18 protein-coding genes, 1 rRNA gene and 1 pseudogene are annotated in these 24,251 nt (G+C 29.9%); 9 read left to right on the top strand and 11 right to left on the bottom strand.

Translation table 11 applies throughout. From position 1 onward, the window contains the following. Nucleotides 1-80, top strand: a 5S ribosomal RNA gene (gene rrf / locus BT151_RS19035); the annotation flags it as partial. Between the two features lie 636 nt (nucleotides 81-716). On the opposite strand, the gene BT151_RS19025 is transcribed toward rrf, so the two are convergent. After that, the gene (locus BT151_RS19025; RefSeq protein WP_143144344.1) at nucleotides 717-791 is read right to left on the bottom strand and encodes a hypothetical protein; all 75 of its coding nucleotides are present in this window, start codon (nucleotides 789-791) and stop codon (nucleotides 717-719) included. An 838-nt stretch (nucleotides 792-1,629) separates the two neighbouring features. Here BT151_RS19025 and BT151_RS17885 point away from each other — a divergent pair. The 6 genes and pseudogenes from BT151_RS17885 to BT151_RS17860 all read left to right on the top strand — a co-directional run bounded on the left by BT151_RS17885 (nucleotide 1,630) and on the right by BT151_RS17860 (nucleotide 7,283). Further along, complete coding sequence (locus BT151_RS17885) at nucleotides 1,630-2,049, top strand: hypothetical protein (RefSeq protein ID WP_072403734.1); 420 nt, start codon at nucleotides 1,630-1,632, stop codon at nucleotides 2,047-2,049. 158 nt (nucleotides 2,050-2,207) lie between these two features. Beyond that, nucleotides 2,208-2,621, top strand: a complete 414-nt coding sequence (locus BT151_RS17880) for a response regulator (protein ID WP_072403733.1) — start codon at nucleotides 2,208-2,210, stop codon at nucleotides 2,619-2,621. Between the two features lies 1 nt (nucleotide 2,622). Further along, nucleotides 2,623-3,162, top strand: a pseudogene (locus tag BT151_RS17875) (heme NO-binding domain-containing protein). Next, nucleotides 3,162-5,522, top strand: coding sequence for a PAS domain S-box protein (locus BT151_RS17870; protein ID WP_072403732.1), 2,361 nt, complete (start codon nucleotides 3,162-3,164; stop codon nucleotides 5,520-5,522). The pseudogene BT151_RS17875 and the gene BT151_RS17870 overlap by 1 nt, the downstream one beginning before the upstream one ends. Nucleotides 5,523-5,526: 4 nt before the next feature. Continuing rightward, complete coding sequence (locus tag BT151_RS17865) at nucleotides 5,527-5,949, top strand: FIST N-terminal domain-containing protein (protein ID WP_072403731.1); 423 nt, start codon at nucleotides 5,527-5,529, stop codon at nucleotides 5,947-5,949. After that, nucleotides 5,946-7,283, top strand: coding sequence for an OmpA family protein (locus tag BT151_RS17860; RefSeq protein WP_072403730.1), 1,338 nt, complete (start codon nucleotides 5,946-5,948; stop codon nucleotides 7,281-7,283). The genes BT151_RS17865 and BT151_RS17860 overlap by 4 nt, the downstream gene beginning before the upstream one ends. 329 nt (nucleotides 7,284-7,612) lie before the next feature. Here the strand turns inward: BT151_RS17860 and BT151_RS17855 are convergent, their stop codons facing one another. The 9 genes from BT151_RS17855 to pdxR all read right to left on the bottom strand — a co-directional run bounded on the left by BT151_RS17855 (nucleotide 7,613) and on the right by pdxR (nucleotide 18,700). Then, complete coding sequence (locus tag BT151_RS17855) at nucleotides 7,613-8,113, bottom strand: CAP domain-containing protein (protein WP_072403729.1); 501 nt, start codon at nucleotides 8,111-8,113, stop codon at nucleotides 7,613-7,615. 483 nt (nucleotides 8,114-8,596) lie between these two features. Beyond that, the gene (locus BT151_RS17850; protein ID WP_245794916.1) at nucleotides 8,597-9,823 is read right to left on the bottom strand and encodes a hypothetical protein; all 1,227 of its coding nucleotides are present in this window, start codon (nucleotides 9,821-9,823) and stop codon (nucleotides 8,597-8,599) included. 1 nt (nucleotide 9,824) lies between these two features. Further along, nucleotides 9,825-11,366 (bottom strand): M14 family zinc carboxypeptidase, encoded by a 1,542-nt coding sequence (locus BT151_RS17845; RefSeq protein ID WP_245794915.1) that lies wholly within the window; start codon nucleotides 11,364-11,366, stop codon nucleotides 9,825-9,827. Between the two features lie 2 nt (nucleotides 11,367-11,368). Continuing rightward, on the bottom strand, nucleotides 11,369-12,670 hold the full coding sequence (locus BT151_RS17840) for a porin (RefSeq protein WP_084648024.1): 1,302 nt from the start codon (nucleotides 12,668-12,670) through the stop codon (nucleotides 11,369-11,371). A gap of 16 nt (nucleotides 12,671-12,686) precedes the next feature. Further along, a complete protein-coding gene (gene iadA, locus BT151_RS17835) occupies nucleotides 12,687-13,832 on the bottom strand; it encodes a beta-aspartyl-peptidase (protein ID WP_072403726.1) in 1,146 nt (381 codons plus the stop codon). 3 nt (nucleotides 13,833-13,835) lie between these two features. Further along, nucleotides 13,836-15,200, bottom strand: coding sequence for a C4-dicarboxylate transporter DcuC (dcuC, locus tag BT151_RS17830; protein WP_072403725.1), 1,365 nt, complete (start codon nucleotides 15,198-15,200; stop codon nucleotides 13,836-13,838). Between the two features lie 15 nt (nucleotides 15,201-15,215). Next, nucleotides 15,216-16,223: a lamin tail domain-containing protein gene (locus BT151_RS17825; RefSeq protein WP_072403724.1), complete on the bottom strand. Its 1,008-nt coding sequence runs from the start codon at nucleotides 16,221-16,223 to the stop codon at nucleotides 15,216-15,218. A 21-nt stretch (nucleotides 16,224-16,244) separates the two neighbouring features. Continuing rightward, nucleotides 16,245-17,075, bottom strand: a complete 831-nt coding sequence (locus BT151_RS17820) for a T9SS type A sorting domain-containing protein (RefSeq protein ID WP_084648022.1) — start codon at nucleotides 17,073-17,075, stop codon at nucleotides 16,245-16,247. Nucleotides 17,076-17,200: 125 nt separating this feature from the next. Further along, on the bottom strand, nucleotides 17,201-18,700 hold the full coding sequence (gene pdxR / locus BT151_RS17815) for a MocR-like pyridoxine biosynthesis transcription factor PdxR (RefSeq protein WP_072403722.1): 1,500 nt from the start codon (nucleotides 18,698-18,700) through the stop codon (nucleotides 17,201-17,203). An 80-nt stretch (nucleotides 18,701-18,780) separates the two neighbouring features. Between pdxR and BT151_RS17810 the strand changes: the two genes are divergently transcribed. Further along, a complete protein-coding gene (locus BT151_RS17810; RefSeq protein ID WP_072403721.1) occupies nucleotides 18,781-19,710 on the top strand; it encodes an alpha/beta hydrolase family protein in 930 nt (309 codons plus the stop codon). Between the two features lie 12 nt (nucleotides 19,711-19,722). Continuing rightward, entirely contained in the window at nucleotides 19,723-21,165 is a 1,443-nt protein-coding gene (locus tag BT151_RS17805) for an SLC13 family permease (RefSeq protein WP_072403720.1), read from the top strand. 140 nt (nucleotides 21,166-21,305) lie between these two features. Here the strand turns inward: BT151_RS17805 and BT151_RS17800 are convergent, their stop codons facing one another. Then, nucleotides 21,306-24,071, bottom strand: a complete 2,766-nt coding sequence (locus tag BT151_RS17800; protein ID WP_072403719.1) for an alpha-amylase family glycosyl hydrolase — start codon at nucleotides 24,069-24,071, stop codon at nucleotides 21,306-21,308. Between the last annotated feature and the right edge of the window lie 180 nt (nucleotides 24,072-24,251).

Raw genomic sequence — 24,251 nt, 5'->3', positions numbered from 1 at the left:
TCTTACCATTCCGAACAGAGAAGTTAAGCCCATTAGCGCCGATGGTACTGCATTTGTGGGAGAGTAGGTCGTTGCCTTTTTTGAATCCCGATTCTAATAAAAGAATCGGGATTTTTTTTGTGCTATACTGAAGTGAAAAATAAGTAAACCATTAGCGCCGATGATACTGCATTAGGGGGGCGTAGAGTCGTTGCCTTTTTTAGAAGTCCTAAACATGTATTTGTTGGGGACTTTTTTTTGCCCTTTTTTACTCGAAAAAGAAAATGTTAGTGTTTTGTGTTGTAGATGATATGTTTGCTATATTCTCGTAAAATTCATCCAATTACTTTATTTATGAAAAATCACCTTGAACCTAAAAGTGAATTTATAACTTGACTTGATATTTAAGTGTCTAGATAATGCTTGTTTTTTAATTGAAATAATAAAGCAGATCTCTAACCAAATGTTTTTGGATAGAAGCCATTTGTTTATAAGTGGTAGTATTTGTTCTGGATAATGTTTAAAATATTCACCTATTATTTTATAGGTAATAAAATCAACAGAATCCATCAAGTTTATGTGTTAATATATATACAAATAACTTGATGTCTTTTATTTCAAATTGTTTAACATATTTGAATACAAGTTCTAGTAAAAAGAGTTATAATCTCTTTGTGGTTTTTTTTAAAGTAATTTTACTATTTGTGTTAAGCTCTTTTTTATTGGGTAAGTATTGTTTAACTAAAAATGGTTTTTTGAATTTCTCTTCTTTTCGGTGTTTTTATTCCATAAAACTCGAGTTGATTCCTCATATATGTTTTTTATCTGAAGCTATTTTTTAGTTTTTCTTCTTTTCAAATTCAGTTCCTAAGGGTTCTATTAACTATTTTATTTTTACTCTAGCAAATAATGTGGCTAGATAATGGCAGGTTAGTTTTGAAAATGAAAGTTAATAAATTTTAGATAAAAGTAATTTGATAAATAGTGGTATAACTATAATAACTAATTTTAGATAGAATCTTTTTAAACTTTAAAAAAAACAAAGTATTTAAATTTAATTTATGGAGCTATTATCTATTATTTTTATACAATTTAACTTTCCTATTAAATCATTTCGGACAATTAAAATATTATAAAATTCCGTTCACTAAAAGCGGGAATAGTTGGAGCACCTTCATGATTTTTTTTATATCATCGTTATCTCTGTTAAACCAAGACTGTATAGTACAGGGATATAGTGATCTGGAGTTGGTATGGTAAAATGAGGTTTAAATCATAGGGATATTACAATCCAGAAGTAGTATGTTTTATATTCACATATAGTAGCACTTTGCTAATATTGAGTTGTTTTTAGGTTAAGTATATAGTAGTAATTCATTTAGACATATAATAATAGATTTATTATTCATTTATATACTTTATGGTTATGAATTTTAAGTTTAAAAATCACAGAACTTCTCTAAATTACCACTCACCGATATTAACCTTTCCTTCCATCGATTATTGATAGATAACTATGAAGATTGAGATTAAATTTACAAGAGTAATGAACTTTAAAGGTTCTTATTCAAGTCTAAATTTTAAAAAAATATAATTATGTCCATTCTAATCTTCCTTCAATTATTTATTACAATAAGTTATTTAATTTTTTTGTTTGAAAGAGGTTATTTTTTAGTTGGTTTGTCACAAATTCCTTTTTGTAATGATTTTTATGGAATCATATCGATAGAAAAAAATTATACATTAAATAGTTCAAGCTCAAATATTAATGTAGATACTTCAAAAAAAATAAATATAGATTCAAAAACTAATTTAAATTTAAACCTCAATAAAAAACCAAAAATTGCTGATAAAAAAATAGATGTAATAAGACATGAACTTAGTAGTAATTTAAAACATCTAGAGTTTATTTTAGCATTTGAAAACCAGTTAGCAGATTTAGCTTCAAAAGATAAATGTAATTTAGAAAGACTAGAGGATTTTATGAAAATAAAAAAAGATGTTCAGTTAAAAATAATTGAATTATCACAGACTATCACTTATTACCAGTCACAAAGAATTGCTTGTTAATTTCTTCTGAAATATAAAAAAGTAAAAATCATTCATCTACACTATTTATCCATTCGTCGACACTAGTCCACTATCTTATCGAAAATAATATACTTAAATAGCTTATATTAGGCATTTTTATGTCATATTAACCACTTTCATCAAAGTTAAAAGATAAAATGTCAAGTAAATTATCAATTCTTTTTATAGAAGACGATGTTGTCGAAACTATGAAAATGCATAGAACAATTAAAAAATTGGGTATTTCTTATGATATTCAAGAGGCAAAAAACGGAGAAGAAGCATTAAATATATTAATGGAAAAGAAAAAACTTCCAGATATTATTCTATTAGATTTGAATATGCCCAAAATAAATGGAATTGAGTTTTTAAGAATTTTAAAAAATGATGAAATACTTAAGTATATACCTACTATTATTTTAACTACATCTAGTAATAGAAAAGATGTGCTAGAATGTTATAAAGTTGGAATAGCAGGATATGTATTAAAGCCATTAAAATACGAAGATTACGTTTCTAAACTTGAAAAAGTACTAGAATATTGGAGTATTAACGAATTAATAAAGGCTTAAAATGAAAGGTATAGTATTTACATAGTTTTTAGAATTAGTTGAGTACAAATTTGGGTTAGAAGTAGTTGATGAAATAATAGAAAAGTCTAATTTACCTTCACAAGGTATTTACACCTCTATAGGTACCTACGATTTTTCTGAAATGCTATCTTTATTAAGCCATTTAAGTAAAAAAACCACTATAAGTATAGATGATTTGCTTTTGGTTTATTCTGAGCATTTTTTTGATGTTTTAGTTAATAGCTACCCAGAGTTAATTAAACAATATAAAGATCCAATTGATATGTTAGCATCAATTGAAAGCCATATTCATGTAGAGGTGCAAAAAATATATCCTGATGCAGAATTACCCACTTTTCAAATTCAAAATAAAACAAAAAACTCACTAACTATGATCTATAAGTCCAGTAGAGCTATGTATTATTTTGGACTTGGATTAATGAATAAAACGTTTGAACATTTTAACTCAAGTGCCGAAATTATTATGGAAAAATTAAAAGAGGATGGTACAGAAGTGAAGTTCATTATTACTAAAAATTAATGAGTACGACCCAAATCGAAATATTACAAAGAGCTCTTTATCGTGAACGTGAATCAAGAAAACAAGCAGAAAAAATTCTTGAAGATAAGTCTAGAGAACTGTATTCTACTGCAGAACAATTAAAAAAAACTAATGAGAAGCTAAAGCAATTAGTTCTTCAAAAAACTATAGAACTTGAAGGGTTTGTTGAAAATTTAGTAGATGCTTATGTACTCATAGATACAAAAGGGAATGTTATTAAAATGAATGATACAGCATCTAAATTATTCGGTTATAATTTAGATGAAGAAACATTAAATGTTAGTAATATAATTTATAAAGATGATTATGAATATGCAATAAACTCCTTTAATGAGTTATTAAATAAAGGTTCTTTTACTAATTATACAGCCAGAGTATATACCAAATGGAAAGAAGTGAAATTGGTTCATATCAATTCAAGTGTAATATATGATGATAAAAAAAGGCCAATTGCAGCGCAAGGTATAGTTAGAGATATTACAGATGAAACAGCTATTAAAAAACTTTTTGAGGAACAAAAACATCAATTAAATATCATTTTTGATAACTCTCCAATAGGAATTACATTATCCAAAAACCATCAAAATGGACTTTTATTAGCAAACAAGTCAATTTGTAAAATGCTAGGATATTCATCAGAAGAATTTAATACAATGCAAGTCCAGGATATAACACATCCAGATGATGAAGAAATATCTAGATTAAATCGTGAAAAACTTTTTAAAGGAGAGATAGATAGTTTTAATCTAGAAAAAAGATACATTAAAAAAAACGGCGAAATACTTTGGGCAAAAACTACTGTTACAGCTGTACATGATTCTAATGGGAAAACGAATTTTCAATTGGCAACAATTGAAGATATTACGAAAGAAAGAATTGCTAAAGAACAGTTAATTGAATCTGAGAGCCGTCTATCTGCACTAGTTCTTAGTTTAGACAGCGGAATTGTTGTAGAAGATGAAAATAGAAAAATTGTATTTACAAATACAAAATTTTGTGAACTTTTTAAAATAGCTCAATCACCAGATTTATTAGTTGGAATGGATTGTTTAGAAGCTTCAGAAAAAAACAAAGTGCTTTTTAAAAATCCAGATGCTTTTATTGAGCGCATAAATAGTATAAATAAAAATAAAAACACTGTTCTAGCAGATGAGTTAGTAATGAATGGTGGTACAATTTTAGAAAGAGATTATATACCTATTAAAATAGATAATCAACTTAAAGGATATCTATGGAAATTTACTGATGTTACATTAAAACGAAACTATAGAAAAAATTTAGAAGCAGAAAAGCATAAGTATAGTCGCATTATTGCTAATATGAATTTGGGCTTAGTGGATATTGATAATGATGGAAAGATATTAATGGCTAATCAAAGTTTTGCAAAAATATCAGGTTATACAGAAAAAGAATTAATAGGAATAAAAGCAAAAGAGATATTGCCTGTTGAAGAAGATAAAGCCGTTGTATATCAGAAATCTGAAGAAAGGAAAAAAGGGAAGTCTCATTCTTATGAAGTGCGAATTATAAATAAAAAAGGCGAGATAAGGTATTGGCTAGTTAGTGCAGCTCCAAACTATAATATGAATAATAAAATTATAGGATCAATAGGAGTTATATTGGATATTACAAACTTAAAAAATTTAGAAATTCAAAAAGAAAATCTTCTCAAGCAATTAGAAAGAAGTAATGATGAATTACATGAATATGCTCACATAGTTTCTCACGATTTAAAATCTCCCTTACGAAGTATTTTTGCATTAATATCTTGGATAAAAGAAGACAATGAAATTTTGAATCCAAGTACTTTATATAATATTGAGTTAATTGAATCGACATTAGAAAAAATGGAACAATTAATTTCCGATATTTTAAATTATTCTAGTGTAACTTCCGATACTATTCAAGATAAACCTGTTGATTTAAACATAGTCGTTAAAGATTTATGCCAAATATTATTTATACCAGAGCATATTAGTATTAAGGTTTTAAAAGATTTACCTGTTGTTCATGGAGATAAAACAAGGTTGCAACAATTATTTCAGAACTTACTAAGCAATGCTATTAGATATATAGATAAAGAAATTGGTCTTATAAAGATTGATGTTATAGAAAAAACAACACATTATCAATTTTCTATAACAGATAATGGGATAGGTATAAAAAAGGAGTATCATGATAAAATTTTTAAAATATTTCATTCCTTAAATAATAATAAAGAATCCTCGGGTATCGGACTTTCTATAGTTAAGAAAATAGTAGATTTATATAAAGGAGAAATTTGGTTAGAAAGTATTGTAGGAGAAGGAACAACATTTTATTTCACTATTAAAAAATAAATAAATGAAGACTGTACAAGTTATAAAAGAAAAAAATCAAGATTGGAAATTTATAGGTGATAAAATAGATTTAAATAATCCATTAGTTTTAGTATTTGGAAATAGATATTTACTAGAAGATAAAAATATTTATGGCGAAGTTAAAACAATGTTTCCTGCTGGACATATTGTATTAGGCTCTACCAGTGGAGATATTACAGCAAACACTGTAAGTGAAGAAAGTATATCTATTACAGCTATTGAATTTGAAAATAGTAATTTTATTATAAAAACGAGTAATGTATTAAATACCCAAAATAACAGTTTTAAAACGGGTAGCGAACTTATAGGTAAATTTCCAGAAGATGGATTAAAATATGTTCTAGTATTATCTGAAGGAAGCTTTATAATTGGAATGAGCAGCCCTTTCTGGATCTCTATCAAATGAACTCAGATAAAAGCAGTTTTAAATTACCAGGAGGGATTAATTCAAAATATCATGAATCGTCTGTAGCCTTAACAAAAGATGGAAAAACCATGTATTTTACAAGAAATAATTATTTCAAAAGAAAATTAAAAAAGAGTGCTGAAGAAACTTACGGGTTGAAGATTTATAAAGCGACATTAGTAGATGGAGAATGGACAAATATCAAGCCTTTATCATTTAATAGCGATGATTATAATACAGCACATCCAACTTTAAATGCAGACGGCACAAAGTTATATTTTTCATCAGATATGCCTGGAACAATTGGAGGTTCAGATATTTTTGTTGTAGCTATTAATAAAAATGGGTCTTTTGGGATTCCAGAAAATTTAGGAAATAAAATCAATACTGAAGGAAGAGAGAATTTTCCATTTGTTAGTAGTACAGGAACACTTTATTTCTCTTCAGACGGTCATGTTGGTTTAGGAGGATTAGATGTTTTTAGTTTTAATAACATTAATGAAATCATGACTTCACAAGAAAACGCCGTTAATATGGGGAGGTTTATAAACAGTTCAAGTGATGATTTTGGATATCTTATAAACGAAACCACGTTAAAAGGGTTTGTCTCTTCAAATAGAGCAGGAGGTAAGGGAGATGATGATATTTATAGTTTCACAAAATCAGCTTGTAAACAATTAATAAGAGGGATTACTTTAGATAGTAAAACGAAGCAACTAATTCCTTTGGCAAAAATTATTGTTTTTAATAAGAATAAACAAGTTCTTAAAACAGTAGTTTCTGATAATAACGGAGCATTTAATTTTGAGTTAGAGTGCAATTCAGAAAGCTATATTGCAGAGGCTTTAAAAACAGGATATTTTAAAAATGAGCAGCAAATAGTTGTTGCTTCTAAATCTAATAGAGAAATAATTATTGAGATTAATTTAATACCAGTGATTAAAGAAATTAGTAAACAGGAAGACTTAAATGTAACATTAGAATTAAAATCAATACTTTTTGATTATGGAAAATCTGGAATTAAATCAGAAGCAGCGATAGAATTAGATAAAGTAATTAAGTATTTAAACGATTTTTCAAAAGTAAAAATAGATGTAAGATCGCATACAGATTCTAGAGGAAATGATGATTTTAATTTAAGCTTGTCAAATAGAAGAAATATAGCAACAATAAAGTATATCGTTGAAGTAGGAGGTGTCTCAAAAAACAGAGTTACAGGGAAAGGTTATGGAGAAACACAGCTTGTGAATAAGTGTTCAAATAATGTGAAATGCAGTAAAGAAGAACATAAAATGAATCGGAGGAGTGAATTTATTGTAATGACAACAGAATGATGCTGTTTGTGTAAAAACAGAACTCCTTATAGTATGGTTTTATGTTTTTTGTAATAGTTAGTTTTTAAAAACGGTTTAACATAGTTTAAGCCGTTTTTTATTAATTAGATTTACCATAAGTATGTGCAAATCCTTAATTAAAATTTATAACTATTAAAATTGTTTTTCGCCTTTTTAAAATATAAGTTTTCTAATAAAAGCAACTATATTTATGATATAAAATAAAGGCTAGTATTATCTATTAAAAAGTATTCTGGATGGTTTGTTAGAAGTAAAAAAGTATGAAGAATAGCTTTTACCTAAAGTGAAGTATATATTAGCAAAGTAATTTATAGGCTAGTTGTTGTAAAAATATTAGTGAAAAACCATCTGCCTTTTTCATCTTTTTCTGCAGTAATATTAAAATGAGTATAATTTCCTTCTATATTTAGTTTGTGTGAATCACTTTTTAACCAAGCATTCACAACAGATTCGGCATTTGAATAACCATAAGCCACATTTTCTGAAACTTTTTTTGCACCAATATGGGTTGTTAAATATTCTTTTCTTTTAAAAAAATTATCATGAGATGCAGAACTATTATCAATCATATATTTAGTATGATTACTTGTTTGTGTTCTTATGTGTTCATTTTTAAGTAAGGCAGGTAAGTTTTTTGAAACTCTATGATTGTTGATTAATTCTAAAACTTCAACTTCTATAGTTTTAATATTTTCTAGTAATGCAACGTTTTCTAGTGGAGTTGTAAAAACATCAGAGTCATCGGTTGAGCAAGAAATGTTAACAAGAGATGCTAGTATTAGGCCTGAAATTATAATTGCTTTTTTCATAATATATTGAGGTTATTTTGTACTAAAATATATATTGAAATGCCTCTATGTTATTGTTTTTCGACCAGTAGGCTTTTGCTGTAGATGGCTGGAAATGAGTTTCGTTGTAGTAATTAAAATATGACAAAATGAAAAATCAATGACAGTGATTTAACTATCAATAGATAGGATTATTTCTAAGGGTTATTTTTTTGTAGTATATTAAAGAATTTAGAGTAGTTGTTTTTGTCTAAATAATTTATGCCTTTATAAATAAAGCAAAGGCATTTATAATATAATAGATTTAGAGTTTTTTTTTGAAAACTTTGCTGCTAAAAGGAGGTTGTAAATAAACCTTAAGATGTATTTGAATAATACACTATTTATTAACTTAAAAACTGCTCTATAGAGCAGTTTTTAAGTTTGTTTGAATGGTATTTAAATTTTTTATATATGTTTTATTGTTTTACTTAAAGTGGTAGAAAATAATTAGATTGATAGTGTTTAAAACACAAGTTGAACTAAGAATTCAGCCATTGTTAGATTCGATCCTTGTGCAAAGTCTGTATTTGTAATAGCTGCTTGCATTTTTAAATTATTACCCTCAAAATATTTAGTTAAACCAAGAGTATAACTTTTAGCGTCTGGCAATAAAGAACTATTATAATCTTTAAATTCTGGTTGCATATTTTCATATCTAAAGTCGAAACTTAAGCCTTTACTGGTTACATAGCCCGTTTGTAGGCTGTAACTATCTCCTAAAACTAAATATTCACTTATTTGTTGAGGTGCGAGTATTTCAGTAGCAGTTGCATCTAAAAAAGGAATGCCTAAATTTTTCGCACCTGCATTTGCATATTCAGCTAAAAATGAAAAGCCTTTATATTTTAATAAAAAATCTGTAAATACCTGTGAGTAATCTGGTAAATTGTCTTTGCCATTCGCATCGTAAAAAAGGAAATCACCGTGTCCTTCACCGTTAGAGTTACTTGCTCCTTTGTTTTTGCTAATTGCAGCACCAACTAAAAGTTTTAATGTCTCTTCGTGAGCTAAATCTGCCGTGTATTTGTCATTTCCTTCAGTGAAATAACCTAAAGGATACAAGTCTAAACGGGCACCAATTTTTAAACCACCTAAATCGGAATCTCTTGAGTCTGAACCAAAAGAATTTCTACCATCACCAGATGTTAATGCAAAGCTTGGAGCGATACCAAACTTATCACCAAATTTACTTTCAACAAATAAACCAAATTCACGACCTGTATTACTATAAAGTTGACTCAGGATACTTCTATCTGTAAACTGTAGTTTATCTTCTCTGTAAATCATTTCACGGTTATTTAGAAACGATTGTTTTTGTCCACCAGTTATAGTTAACCATTCATATGGATGATATGCCACCCAAGCGTCTAATAAGGGTTGAGCTAAACTAAAATCAGTCTGCACTAAGAAGCTTACTTTTTCATTAATAGCTTTACCACTAATCATAAAAAAGGTTCTTTTAGAATTGAATTCATATTCGGAATCCATATCTTTTACTTTTTCATAATTAATAATAGGTTGAATGAATCCACCAATATTAAATTGATACGCACCTTCGTTGAAAGAAAAATTCAATCCTGTACCAAGTTTGAAATCGGCTTTGTTTTTGGCGTCTTGTTCCTGTGCATTAATAATAATTGAGCAGAAAAATATAGTAAGACAAAATAGGGTTTTGATAATTGATTTCATTTTAATTCTTTTTAGATAGTCTGTATATTGGTAATTCGTTGTTTAATTCTGTTTCTAACACACCAAAACTTACAAAACTGTTAGGTGCTTCTGGCTCTAATACTTCTGTAATAATTGGAGCATTCTTTTGGCTTGTAGAAATAATGAAAGTCCCTTTTGAAAACTGAATCGTTTTGTTTGTTAATTGAGTTTCTACTGTTTGACGATTCATTTTTTCAAAAAGTTCTTCATTCCTATCATAGAGTGTTATTTGATATGCTTCAACTTCATACTCTGTATCATTTTCAAGTGTTTCGGTTTTAACGCCTAATGTGTTTAGCTTTTTAATTAATTCTTTATGGCTTGAATCTATTAAGTAAAATGCTGGTTTGTTTCTAACCAATTTTGGTTTAGATTTCCAGGCATCTCTTACTGTGATTTCCATTTTCATTAGGTCATTTGTGTCTAGATCTATAACTTCGATGGAATCTTTATAAATTTCTCTTGTGCTTGTAACTGAAATATCACCATTCAATTTCTGAGCTTTTATTATTTCATTTTTTACTAAATCGGCATTTTCAAAAGCTGTTTTTAAATAAGACATTCCAATTAAAAAGGTGGTTGCCATTCGTCTTTTAAAAGATGTTCTACCTAAATTTACACCACGAACTTCAATTAAAGTAGAAACTGTATTAGTCAAAGCATAAGATGTGGCACTAGAACGTGCATTACTAGAACCTTGATTAAATTGAATTTCTCCGTGATAATCTCCAGTTGACATATAATCGTGAAAACGGAGTTTATTTTTAGTTAATACTTGTCTAGCATTTTCTACAAAAAGAGAATCTGTTAGTGTTCTCATATTTTGAGGGACATTAGGGTTTCCGCTGTATAAAAACATAATGTCATATAACCCAGCAATTCCAAAACTACCCATTTTATAAAAATCTCTACGATAAGAATTGTATTCGTGAAAATCGATGCCTACTTCTGGATTAAAATCTGAGAATGCTTTTTTTAAAACTATACTTTCAGGTGCCATTAACTTGGTTTGATCTCTGTTTAAATCGAGTCCATTAGAAGCGTAACGACTTTGTTTTAAATAGCCATCAATATTAGCCATTGATACAACAGCCAAATCAATTTTATCTAGTAAGTAAGAATATTTCGGATTATTTAAAAGCGTGTATAATAAATACAAAACACCTTCGGTACTAGCAGGTTCATTACCATGTAAACCACCTTGCATCCAAACTTTTATTTTTTCGGTAGTTGAATTCGGATTGGTAAGTCGCACCATAGGAATTTTATATCCTTTTTGGCTTTCTCCAATATAGCTTATGGTAACATATTTTGAATGATTTGATTTCAATGTATTTAAAAACGTAGTAAGCTCATCATAATCTGTAAAACCTCGTTTTTTCTGTAATGCAGGTGTGACGTTTTCTAAACTATCTGCATCAGGGAAATAGCGTTCCGTAATTTTTTTAGATTGTGGATTAAGCTGTGCCACTGTTGTTATGGCAGAAAAGAGACATATTATTACAAGGCTGATTTTTTTCATTTTTAAAAAGAAAAAGTTAGCATTAATCGTCCAATCCATTCATTGCCTTCAATAGGGTTGCCATCATTGTCATTTATAGAATTACCATCAACATAGGTAAATGAGGTTTGAATTTTAGCACCATAATTTCTTGCCAAGTATTTGCTCAATCCTATGGTGTAATAGTCGGGACGATTATAAAAGGTGGCATTATTTAAAAAGGAATTGGTGTCGGCTTCTAAATGTGTATATCTGCCATCTATGGAATACCCACTTTTAAATAAATAACCCAATTGAAAGTTATAACCTTCGCCTAACATCATACGACCTTTTACATAATTCTCAACATCTTGAACATCATTCACTAAAAAGTTAGTTGAAGTTGAACCATTATTAAGGACACGTTTTGTTATTTCTGAAGGCACAGTTGCAGTTGTTTTTACATATTCACCTAAAGCAGAAAAACCGTTGTATTTAAAAAGGAAATCTATACCATATTTTGTGTAGTTTGGTAATGTTTCTTCATCATTATCATTTAAATAAATAATAGAACCACTTTCTCTACCTCTACGGCTACTCATTTCATTGTTGACACTGTAATTAGCTCCAATAACTAATTTAGGAGCGCGTTCTCGCATTACATCGGCTTGTCTAAATTGTCCGAAATTAGTAAACAACCCAAAAGGTAAAAAATCCACACGACCACCTACTTTTAATCCGCCGTGATCTTTACCAAAAACATTGCCGCCATCACCATTTGTAAGCACGAAATAGGGTTTTAAATAAGATCCGCCACCAGTTCTGAAATTACCTTGTAGAAACAATCCAAATTCTCGTATGGACGCAAATGCTGAGGTTAATCGGCTACGTTCCACTAATTGAAGTGTGTTAGAGGACATAAATAATTCTCTATTGTCTGTGTATGTTGAGCGTTGACCGAAAGCCACATTTATACGACTACTAAGATCGTATGAAACATAGGCATCCATTAAATAATTACTTACAGAAGAATCATCTTCTGAAGAACCACTTAAGTCTGCTTGAAAACGATACGTGAATCTTTTATTACTGGATGTGCCATCTATTCTTAATCTGGCACGTCGCATTCTAAACCTGTTTTCAGCATCCAAATCTTCAGCATCTGTATACTGTTTGGTTTCAAAATAAGGTTGAATAAAACCACTTATTTTGAGCTCTTTACCATCAGTTGTTTTAAACTGCAAACCTTCTCCAAATTCATAGGTATTTATTTGAATGGTTTGTGCTCGTGTTTGAGAAAACATCAGCAACAAACAAAAGGTTAATATTATTTTAAAAAGTTTCATATTCATTTTGTTATAACTACGATTCAAAAGTTCCTTTAACTATAATATTTGTGTCTCGCATCATATGTTTTCCTCTTGCAAAAACATCTTGCAGTTTAAAATCTTTATCAAAAGCACATAAATCTGCATCATAACCAACGTCTATACGCCCTTTGTTTTTTAAACCTAAATTATTGGCAGGATTGGTAGTTATGAGTTTAAAAGCTTCATCAATAGCAACGCCTCCTTTTTGAATTAAATGAATAACCTCATTTAGGTTTTCACTTATAGGTGCTTGCTTTACACCAATTTGAATGCCTTCTTCATTAAAAACAGAAAGACCAGCATGACCGTCTGAACTAAAAGTCATAGTATCTATACTTGCTCCTTTATCTAAGGCATATAATACCGATTTATAAGGCGAAGTATATTGTGAAGCACCAGTTGTAATGTCTATCATTCCACCTAGCTTGGCGAACTCAATCGCTTGTTCAAAAAGAGGTTTGGTTCTACCAACGTGAGTAGGTGAAATATGTTCAATTGGAAATTGGTATTTGTTTACAAGTTCAAAAAGCACATCCATTTTTGTGTCGAGGTTTCCTAAATGAATATGAAGAATGCCTTTTTTGTTACCAATACAACCACCAACTCTTACATCACGCAATTTTCGTAGCAATTCTGTTGCAGTAGGATAAGATGAACGAACGTCGCTAATGGCTATTTTACAACCTAAAATCTTATCAATAAAAATCATATCGCCTTGAATGCTATCAGTAATTGTTACAGTGTCAATACCGTAATAACCACAAAACATATAAGCTGAAATTCCTTCTTGCTCTAAAGATTTAGCCTTTGCATAAAGCGTACGAATATTTCTAGCAGTGCCATCTGTACCTAATAAACCAACAACTGTAGTCGTTCCACAAGAGATGAGCTCACTTAGCGAAACTTCTGGAGTCATAGAAGAAAAACCATCTTTTCCACCAGCACCAATTATGTGCATATGTTGATCAATTAAGCCTGGCGTCACTATTTTTCCTTCAGCATCCAAAACTTCAGCGTGGTTTGAAAAAGCATCTAAATTATTAGATATAGCAGCTATTTTTTCATCTGCAATTAAAATATCTTGCTTTCCTAAATAGTTAGGAGCATAAAGTTCGGCGTTTTTTATAAGTTTTAACATAGGTTATATAAAGTGATAACAGAGCATTATAATTAATGCGACTGTTAGTGGAATTAAATTTCTTTTAACAATAGCTAATGTTGTTACACCAGCAATTTCTGAAACAGCAATAAGAACACCAGAAACTGGTGATACAGCTCTACCCATTGAGGCAGATAATTGCATAGGTAATATAATGGAAGTGCTGTCTACTCCCAATTTGGTTGCGATTTTAGGTACTAAAGGACCAAAAGCGAAAAAGGAAGCATTACCGCTACCCATTAACATTGATGCCAAAAAGATCATAACAGTCATAACAATGCTAATTCCAATAGCATTAAATCCTAAGTTTTGAGATACATCTATTAAGCCATCTATAAAACCTAAGCTAATAAGACCTTTGGCAAAAATATCCGCAGCTATAATTAGGGTTACAACAGATTTAAATATATTGCCCATACCTCCCCAAAAAATCTTTAACGATTCAAATACTGCTTTTAAGCTTTTTGTTCGAACCAATTCAAATACCAAAGCTATAAATAAACTAATAAACATTGCTGTGGTTGTATCTAAAGAAATGGGTGTTGAAAAAAGGCTGAAAATTTCAGAGAATGCAATTAATAAAATAATCGGTAATATGGGAATTAAGGCATATACTAAAGGGACATTTAGAGGTTTTTCTTCAACTTTTAGTATGTCTTTTTTATTCAGTTTATTTTTACTATCAAAATAACGATTTACAAAATAATAGGTAATCATCATAACGATGCTTAATGGTATGACTAAGGGAATTTGATTATTTAAAAAGAATGAAATAGTATCTACTCCAATAATTTCGGTAGAACTGGCAGTAATTGCAGATGCGGGTCCAATACCAAATGCTGTAGTGGCAGTAATTACTGAAACAGCAGACAATTTACTAACTCCTAGATTAGTTAATATAGGAAAAAGAGAAGCCATTAAAAGTAAGCCCAAACCTGCTGCAGATGGAATGGCAACAAACAAAATTTGTCCGATTGGTATTACCAAAGAAGCAGCTATGTATGGACGTGATTTAAATAATTTTAAAGGTTTCATAGCCACATACACCAAAGCATTGGAAGCCCCTATTTTATCGATATAAGCCACAAAACCACCAATAGCCATAATCATTAATCCTACCCCAGCGTTGGTTTCGCTAAAAGATTCTTTGATGTATCTAAATAAATCAAATCCTGAAAAACCTGTAGAGTCATTTAATACTGGCATTTTATGATCTATAATTAAAGCGACAACCAGCATTAAAAGTCCAGAAATTAGTAACACGGCATGCGGATGGTATTTTTTCAACAACAATCGCGCAGTAACGACTATGAAAAGAAGAGACAATATGGGTCCTAAAAAGATCATTCGTTTATCTTTTAATTAAAATGAATCACCATTAATTTTTGTTCCAGGAGAAAATAAAGCACCATTAGCTTCATCAACGCTTGCATGCTGAACAAAATCTCCTGTCAAATCGGGATTTCTAGTGTAAGATTCATTTGGGTTTCCAGATAAAGGAGCTATGTCAAAAGTAACTACTATATTTCCTGAAGGATCACTTAGAGTCATAAAATCTCCAGAGTTAGTCATATTTAAAGCGCCCTCGGAAGCAGTTTGTACAATAGCTCCTCCAAAATTACCTGTAGGTGTTCCACCACCAAAAACGACTAAAACGGCATTAACTGGAAGTATCGTCCCTGTTGGGAATATGTGTCTAACTTGGTCTGCATCTGAAATAGTATATCCAGATAAATCAAATTCTGGACCAGAGTTGAAAAATTCGATAAATTCATCATCATTTGCATCTCTAGTTCCGTCACCGTTAGCATCTCCAGCTGAATCGGCATCTGGATCATATAGTACTTCGTTTATTAAAAACCCAAGAAAAGGACAGCCATTGTTATCTATTTCTCCTGGTATTTCTGGACAATTATCATCTGCATCTAAAACACCATCATTATCAGTGTCAGAATCATCATCTAGTACTAAAATATTAATTTGATAGACAGATAACATAATAACATTGTTAATAGGACTAATACTTATATCTAAAGTTTCCACACCTTCAACATTACTATCTTGAATACTTGTAATTGTAATTTCTGCTGAGGTTGTCCCCTTATTAATTATAAATTGAGATGCAGAAATAGTATAATCTTCTTCTGAGTTAGCAGAACCTTCTACTGAAAAAGGAATAGTGATATTCTCTGTGGCAGAAACATTTAATGTAGCAGTTAATATAATAACGCCATTAGCTTCACTTAAATTAGTGTCTGAAGCATTTACATCTATTAAAGCTGGGTTTACATCATCTGTTGTGCATGAAAAAAGAATAGATAATGCAATTATTGGCAAGAATCTTATTAGTTTAAAACTATTGGTATTCATTGTGGTGGAATTTAAATTGTTTTAGTTTATTACTAGTTTTGTTGTTTGTTTTCTATCTTTAAATTCAACCTGTAATACATAGAACCCCTTAGTAAGTTGACTTACATCAATTGAATTAGCTTCTGTTTTTTGAGTTATAACTTGTCTGCCATTAACATCAAATAAAGCTAATTGTTTTACACCTTCAATATTACTATTAATGTAAACTTTTCCTTGAGTTATTGGGTTTGGGTATATTGAAAGAAGAGAGTTTTGTATATTATTAGTTGATAAATTAGGATCTAAAAAAGGGTATGGGCATGAAGAAGACCTTGAAGTAGTAGATCCATCAGTACATTGAGCAGAAGCAAAAGCCCATGTTGTTGTGTCTTTGTATGCCCAAGCATCTTCATAATACATATAGTTTGGACAGGTTGTAGTTGTGCCATTTGATGAAGGTTGACAATCAATATCTCCAAAGGTCTCTATAACACTTCCGTTAAAAAATAATTCTACAGCATCATCACCATTTTGACTTGCAATTGTTGATTCAATAACAATATCAAAATGTGTCAAACTTTCTAAATAATTGGTCATAGCTGTAATACTTCTTGGTAAGAAAATGTGGTCTCCAGCAGTTGCAGAAATAGTAGGAAATGTATACTCTTCCCCATCTGTTCCACCTCCATTATTTGCAATTCCAATACCATAAAGGCTTAAATCGGCAATATCATTTATAACATATAGGTGTAAGGCCTTTCCATCGCTGCCGCCTTCAGGCACAGTAAAATCAATAACTCCTTTTAATTCAAGGTCTTGTCCTATCATGGCTATCGAGCTCAATAATAGTAGTAGTAAGTATTTTTTTTTCATGATTACTGGTATTTAGTCTAATTGTATTCATAAAATTAGACTAAAACCAATGTTAAGAAAGATACCAATAGTTAAAATAGTTTAATACCAATTAATTTGTAAAAACAAAAACACTTTAAATAGAATTATATAAAATCTATCATTTTTTTAATTTTTCGCTTTAAAATTGTAGGTCTAACGGAAGAATACCCTATAATGAGTCCTTGTTGTTTAGGTTTGCCTATATAGCATTTACTTAAAGAAAAAGTGGTTATGTTATGTTCGTTAAGTTTTCTAATAACCTCTTTTTCATATTCCACACTTACAGGAGTTTTAAAGTAGGCAATTAGGTGAAAGCTGCTAAAAGGTTTTTTTTGAATGTACATATTTTTACTTAGAGCTTCAAATTCTGAAATAAATAAATCGTGTCTTTCTTTAGCAACTTCAATACAGTTTTTTATGTGTTGGTATAAATAGTTTTTTTCAATAAACTGATTCATGACTATTTGGATAGAAGGTGATACAAAACGATGCGAATGTTCTTGAAGTGCTTCAACTGCAGAGGTTAAATATTTAGGAACAATCATATACCCTAAACGTATTGAAGGATGTAATAAGCGATTAAATGTACCCATGTAAATGGTTCTATCTTCAGTGTCTAAACTATAAATTGTTGGAATACTGCTTGTGGAGTTTGCAATTTCGTTTTCATAATCGTTTTCTATAATTAGTGCTTTATTTTCTGATGCCCATTGCAAAATCTCTTGTCTTCTTTTTAGGCTCATTTTAACTCCCAAAGGATAATGATTAGATGGAGTGGTGTGTATTAGTTTAGGCTTGTCTTTTTTAATGGAATTCAAGACTTTTATACTAATGCCTTCATCATCTAAATCGATAGGAATTAATTTAGCTTCCGAACTCTTGAAAACAGAATGAACATTTGGGAATAATGGATTTTCTAAAACAACTGCATCGCCGGAATTTATTATTGTACTTGCTATTAAATATAAGGATTGTAAAGAGCCGGAAACTATAACAATTTGTTCTGGGTCGCATTTAACATTTCTACTAATGTTTAAATAATTAGAAATACTTTTTTTAAGCTCTTTTTGACCAGTAGATTGCGAATAAGAAAGCCCTGAGGATTTTATATGTCTCCAATAGGTGTTTAATAATTTTTTCCATTGGTTTACAGGAAACGTGTCTAATGGAGGTAAACCTGGTCTAAATGCTATGTTATCATTTGGTAATCTATTTAAAAGCACGGTGTTTTTTAAATAAGATTGTCCTCTTTGTGAAATATCTGGATATAAATTATTATTAGTTGTAAGTTGTTTTAAATTATTTTTTTTACTGTTTATTGTTCCTTCAAAATTAATACGATTCCCAGAGCCTGTTTTAGAAATCACAAGTTTTTCAAGAAGTAATAATTCATAAGCTTTTATAACAGTTGTTCTTGATAAATCTAATTCTTGTGATAAAATTCTTGTAGAAGGTAATAACCAATTATGAGGTAATTCAATATTTAGTATACATTGCTTTATTGCTCTGTATAGCACAATATACTTATTATAAGGTTTTTGTTCTGTTTGTATAACGTATTCTTTTTGTATTCGTTGTATAGTAAATTTATTATTGGTATTCATTATTTTAAATAATTGGTATTGTAAATATAGCTTTTTTTTAATTTATTTTACTTTAAATTAACAGAACTACTCGTATTTAAATGATAAAATTCAATCCATTATTTATTAGTGTAATACTAATTTTTTGTATTTATTCCTGTAATAATAATGATGAAATAATAAAAAGCGATATTGAAATACCATCAGATAGTTTATCACTGGGTTCAGGCGTTTTTAAGTATACTTACAATGCTAAGGGTATTAATAAAGGGCTTAATATCTATTATTTTATACCGCAAAATAAAACAGCAATAACACCTATTTTATTTGTGTTTCATGGAACGCAAAGAAATGCTAAAGATTATAGAAATGCTATGTTGGATAAAGCCGAACAATATGGTTTTATTATAATAGCTCCCGAATTTTCTGAGCAGAATTTTCCAGGAGGAGATGCCTATAATTTAGGAAATGTATTTGTTGATGGAGATAACCCGTCTATTATAACTTTAAACCCTGATGAGCAATGGGCTTTTTCGGTTATAGAACCTTTATTTAGTTATATAAAAGAAAAAACGAATAACACTAATAGCACATATAATATATTTGGTCATTCAGCAGGAGGACAATTTGCTCATCGTTTTATAATGTTTAAACCAAAGGCTAAGGTTGAGAAAATAGTAGTTTCAGCATCTGGGTGGTATACATTTCCAGATAGTAAGATTAAATTTCCTTACGGATTTAAAGAAAGTCCACTAGAAACGATGTCTTTAGAAAATATATTTTCAAAAAAAGTATATTTACAAGTAGGTGAGAATGATGACAATCCAAATGCTGCTGGATTAAGGCATAATGAGTTTGCTGATGCACAAGGTTTAAATAGAAAAGAACGGGCTATTAATTTTTTTCAATACTGTGAAGAATTATCCCAAGAAAGTAATATACTTTTCAATTGGAATTTTAATACAATTAACAATACAGATCATAATTATATATTAGCATCAGAAAGTGCTGCCAACTTACTTTTTAACTAAACTTAAATTATAATGAATCTTTCAAAAAAGAAGATAGGGCTATTCTTAGGTCCAATTTTGTTTATACTGATTAAATTCTTTTTTCATCCTGAAGAATTGGATGATTCAGCAAATGCTATTTTAGCGTCTACAGTTTGGATAGCCGTTTGGTGGATTACTGAGGCTATTCCTATCTCTGCTACAGCATTATTACCAATTGTTTTATTTCCGTTAACAGAAGGCTTGTCATTAAGTAGTACAACAGCTTCTTACGGACATAAATATATCTTTTTATTTTTGGGAGGTTTTATATTAGCAATTGCCATTGAAAAATGGAATTTACATAAACGTATTGCGCTTAATATTATTAAAATTGTTGGCACCAATGTAAATCGTATTATTTTAGGGTTTATGGTTGCAACGGCATTACTTTCAATGTGGATTTCCAACACTGCAACTGCAGTAATGATTTTGCCAGTAGGTATGGCAATTATAACACAACTTAAAGATAACCCCAAAACCAAAGAAGATGAAAATTTAATTTTTGGAAAAGCGCTTATGTTGGCAATTGCCTACAGTGCATCAATTGGAGGAATGGCAACACTTATTGGTACACCTCCAAATTTAGTTTTAGCAGGTGTTATTGAAAGCACATATGATACCGAAATAACATTCTCTCAGTGGTTTGTTTTCGGTTTCCCGATAAGTATCATTTTATTATTTGTTTGCTGGGTTTATTTAACACGATTTGCTTTTAAATTCAAGCAAAAAGAATTTCCGGGTGGTAAAAATGAAATAGAAAAGCAATTGCTAGAATTAGGAAAGATGTCTTATGAAGAAAAAGCAATATTAAGTGTTTTTTCATTAACGGCTTTAGCCTGGATTAGCAGATCTTTTTTATTAGTAAAATGGCTACCAGCAATTGATGATACCATTATTGCTATAATAGCATCAATTATATTGTTTTTAATACCTAGCAGAAAAAAAGCAAAACCATTAATAACTTGGGAAGATGCTGTGAAATTACCTTGGGGAATTTTAATTTTATTTGGTGGAGGTATGGCTTTAGCCCTCGGTTTTGATTCTAGTGGTTTAGCTTCTTGGATTGGTAATCAATTAACAACATTACAAGGCGTTTCAATTTTTATTCTGTTACTAGTTTTAATTACTTCAGTAAATTTTTTAACAGAAATAACATCAAATATGGCAACAACAGCGATGTTACTTCCTGTTTTGGTATCGTTAGCAACAATTATTAATATTCATCCATATATATTATTGGTTAGTGCTACGGTTGCTGCTTCTTGCGCTTTCATGCTACCAGTCGCAACACCTCCAAATGCTGTGGTTTTTGGGTCTGGTTATTTAAAAATTGAAGACATGGTTAAAAAAGGTGTTTGGATGAATGTTGTTTCCATAATAATACTAACGCTTTTTGTCTATTATGTTCTTCCATTAATTTGGAGTTTGGATTGATTATTTATAGCAATGGAGTACTATGTTTTCAATAAATAAGGCTAATTCCTCTCTGATAAAATATAAAAGCTTTCAATTTCTTGAAAGCCTTTATATTTATAATGAATAGAATTATTAGTTTTATGTTTTAACTACTAATATTATAATTTGACAAACTTTATATGTTCATGCATTCCTAAATCGTTCTTAATCACTATTAAATAAATACTACTTGGTAAGCTAGAGATATTAAAGAGATGCCCTTTATTAAAATTACCATTAAAAGTTTTAACAGCTTTACCAGATAAATTATATATACTTAATTTTTCGACGTTTCTATTTATTGAAAAAGTAGTGTTACTTGGGTTTGGAAATAACTTTAAACTTAAATTTGCTTCAAAATCTGATGTGCTTAAATTCTCAGTTTGAGAATATAATCTGTATTCCCCCGGTTGTAAACTAATAGTAGCTGTTGGGTTTGTTACATTTATAGTTGTACTTGAAAACGTTTCATACCAGTTTCCTGTTGTTGGGAAATTAGGATTTACCGATTGGGATGTAACGTCGAAATTGGCAACTATAACTACATCTAAATTACCTATATTATCATTCAGGTTAATGCGTTTAACAAGAGCTGTTACACTTAAACTGTAATCATCTGTATTAAAAGTAGAAGGAAATTGCTTTTTTAACGATATCATTTTAGCTGTTACATCTCTTAAATTCAATCTATTTACATCGCTGTCATAATCAAGTGTCCATGCTACAGGCTTTTTATCTAGCCTACAGCTACCGTCATTAATATTAGCTGCACAGTTAATACTTTTATCGTAACCTAATTCTCCAAATTGCCATATCATTTTAGGACCAGGTATCCCGTAAAAGATTACTGAAGCTGCTTCTTGTCTGTCTAAAGCAGTTCCTAAATCGGTTACATCGTATGTTCCATTTGAATTTCCGTAAGCTAAATTTTTAACCATTAATCGCTCTTCATCATGACTTTCCATATAACCTACTGCATGCGGTTCATTCCAGCCTCTATTTTGATAAGAAAGCCAGGATACATCTGCCTCAGAAGAATATCCCATAGTATTTTGATTAAAATTATGGTTTAAATTACCCCAAAGCATAATGCCATAATTTGCTAACTCTGTTTCTTCACTATTATCAGATAAATGCTCGAAAATCACATACGCTTCATTTCCAGGATTGTTTGCCCAAACATGATCTGCAAATGCTTTTAAGTTTTCAATTCTATCTCCATCATAAGCACTTGCCCAATTATTTGCCCCTGTATAAATTGTGTTTGAAAAACCTTTTGTGAAATCGAAACGGAACCCATCAATTTTGTATTCATTCATCCAAAAACTTAATACATCATTAAAAAAGTTTACTGTATAAGTAGATTCATGGTTAAAATCATAACCCCAATGTGCACTTGTATTATCAACTAAATTATGATTTTCATTATAATATGGGCTATCTGAAGTTGGGCGATTATTTGCACTATCCCAATACATTTGTAATAAAGGTGATTGCCCATAAGAATGATTAAAAACCACATCTGTAATCACAGCAATACCACGTAAATGGCATTCATCTACAAATGCTTTTAAATCGTTGTTTGTACCATATGCTTTATCTAAAGCCATATAAAATGATGGGTTATAACCCCAACTATCATTTCCTTCAAATTCATTTACAGGCATTAATTCTATGGCTGTTATACCTAAATTTTGTAAATAATCAAGGTGAGTTATGGCATCTTGATATGTACTACTTGATGTGAAATCTCTAATTAGCATTTCATAAATAATAAGATTTTCTTTATCAGGTCTAGTAAATGAAGTGTTTTGCCAGGTATAATCTGTTTCGTTGATTTTAAAAGTTGAAACTATTCCTGTTGTTTCTCCTGTTGGATAAGCCATTAAACTTGGGTAAGTTGAAGTTGGGATATATTGATCGTTATCAGGATCTAATATTTTATGAGAATAAGGGTCTGCAACTTTTATACTATAATCAATAAAATATTGATAAGCATATTCAGTGTTTGGATCTAATCCAGGTACGGTCAACCAAAACATATCACCATCTTTTTTCATTTTATAGGTTTCATTTAATGTCCAATTATTAAACCCGCTAAAAAGATAAATATCCATTTTATTTGGCGCCTCTAAAACAAAGGTTACGGTTCCATCACCATTATCATTAAAGCCTTTTGTTACACCACTTGGTATAGTTTGGTTTTGAGTCATAGTTTTTACATAAACCGAAATTTCGTCTTGTTTTATATCACCATTTTGACTTGCTATTGCCTCAATAGTATGTAATCCAGTTGAAGTGAATGTATATGATGTAGAAATTGATGTAGCATTTGTTGCTGTTTGAGTTGAAATGTTATTTACTTTTAATTCCAAATCTGCATTTACACTTGAAGAAGCATTAATAGAAATTATTTCATTTAAATCATAAACTGATTGATTACTAGGATTTGTTAATGTTATATTTAAACCTTCTGCATAAATAGGGATAAAAATATCTGGCCTAGATTGTGCATTACCTACACTATTTCTAAAAACTATGGCAATATCTGTAACAACTTCACCTGTATTTGTATTGTAAAAAGTTGGAATATTTGGCGTAATGACTAATTGATAAGTATTACTACCAGTTCTGGTTAACTTGGGTTGTGTGGTATTATTACCCCAAGACCCTATAACATGTTTCCAGTCACTATTACTTGTTGAAGCTGTAGTTACTACTCCAGTATGAGCATACACATCTCCAGTGTAACCTTCCAGTTCTGTTCCTATAGCATTAAAATATATAGTAATAACATCAGCTTCTGTTGGTATTGCGGGTGCTGTAGTGACTTGAGCATAAGTAAATGATGTTACTAGTAAAAAAAGTAAGTATATTTTTTTCATAATTTTTTATTTAAAACAAAATACCTGCTTTATACTTAAGTAAGTACAGGCAGGTATTTTTAAGATATAGTTATAAAAGAAAATCTTTTATTATTCCAAAGTAATGGTTTTGGTAACTGTATCTATAGTTAAAAAGTAAGTTCCTGGCGTACCTAAAAATCTAAAATTGTTATCCCCATC

This window comes from Flaviramulus basaltis (genome assembly GCF_900114265.1).
Taxonomy (GTDB): Bacteria; Bacteroidota; Bacteroidia; order Flavobacteriales; family Flavobacteriaceae; genus Flaviramulus; species Flaviramulus basaltis.
Note: the sequence above shows the minus strand (reverse complement) of the source record. Positions and strands in the feature narration are given on the sequence as shown.

What these genes read in the sequence shown, in the direction of transcription:
- BT151_RS17880 (WP_072403733.1), top strand. Translation starts at nt 2,208, where the DNA reads ATGTCAAGTAAATTATCAATTCTTTTTATAGAAGACGATGTTGTCGAA.
- BT151_RS17870 (WP_072403732.1), top strand. Translation starts at nt 3,162, where the DNA reads ATGAGTACGACCCAAATCGAAATATTACAAAGAGCTCTTTATCGTGAA.
- BT151_RS17865 (WP_072403731.1), top strand. Translation starts at nt 5,527, where the DNA reads ATGAAGACTGTACAAGTTATAAAAGAAAAAAATCAAGATTGGAAATTT.
- BT151_RS17860 (WP_072403730.1), top strand. Translation starts at nt 5,946, where the DNA reads ATGAACTCAGATAAAAGCAGTTTTAAATTACCAGGAGGGATTAATTCA.
- BT151_RS17855 (WP_072403729.1), bottom strand. Translation starts at nt 8,113, where the DNA reads ATGAAAAAAGCAATTATAATTTCAGGCCTAATACTAGCATCTCTTGTT.
- BT151_RS17850 (WP_245794916.1), bottom strand. Translation starts at nt 9,823, where the DNA reads ATGAAATCAATTATCAAAACCCTATTTTGTCTTACTATATTTTTCTGC.
- BT151_RS17845 (WP_245794915.1), bottom strand. Translation starts at nt 11,366, where the DNA reads ATGAAAAAAATCAGCCTTGTAATAATATGTCTCTTTTCTGCCATAACA.
- BT151_RS17840 (WP_084648024.1), bottom strand. Translation starts at nt 12,670, where the DNA reads ATGAAACTTTTTAAAATAATATTAACCTTTTGTTTGTTGCTGATGTTT.
- iadA (WP_072403726.1), bottom strand. Translation starts at nt 13,832, where the DNA reads ATGTTAAAACTTATAAAAAACGCCGAACTTTATGCTCCTAACTATTTA.
- dcuC (WP_072403725.1), bottom strand. Translation starts at nt 15,200, where the DNA reads ATGATCTTTTTAGGACCCATATTGTCTCTTCTTTTCATAGTCGTTACT.
- BT151_RS17825 (WP_072403724.1), bottom strand. Translation starts at nt 16,223, where the DNA reads ATGAATACCAATAGTTTTAAACTAATAAGATTCTTGCCAATAATTGCA.
- BT151_RS17820 (WP_084648022.1), bottom strand. Translation starts at nt 17,075, where the DNA reads ATGAAAAAAAAATACTTACTACTACTATTATTGAGCTCGATAGCCATG.
- pdxR (WP_072403722.1), bottom strand. Translation starts at nt 18,700, where the DNA reads ATGAATACCAATAATAAATTTACTATACAACGAATACAAAAAGAATAC.
- BT151_RS17810 (WP_072403721.1), top strand. Translation starts at nt 18,781, where the DNA reads ATGATAAAATTCAATCCATTATTTATTAGTGTAATACTAATTTTTTGT.
- BT151_RS17805 (WP_072403720.1), top strand. Translation starts at nt 19,723, where the DNA reads ATGAATCTTTCAAAAAAGAAGATAGGGCTATTCTTAGGTCCAATTTTG.
- BT151_RS17800 (WP_072403719.1), bottom strand. Translation starts at nt 24,071, where the DNA reads ATGAAAAAAATATACTTACTTTTTTTACTAGTAACATCATTTACTTAT.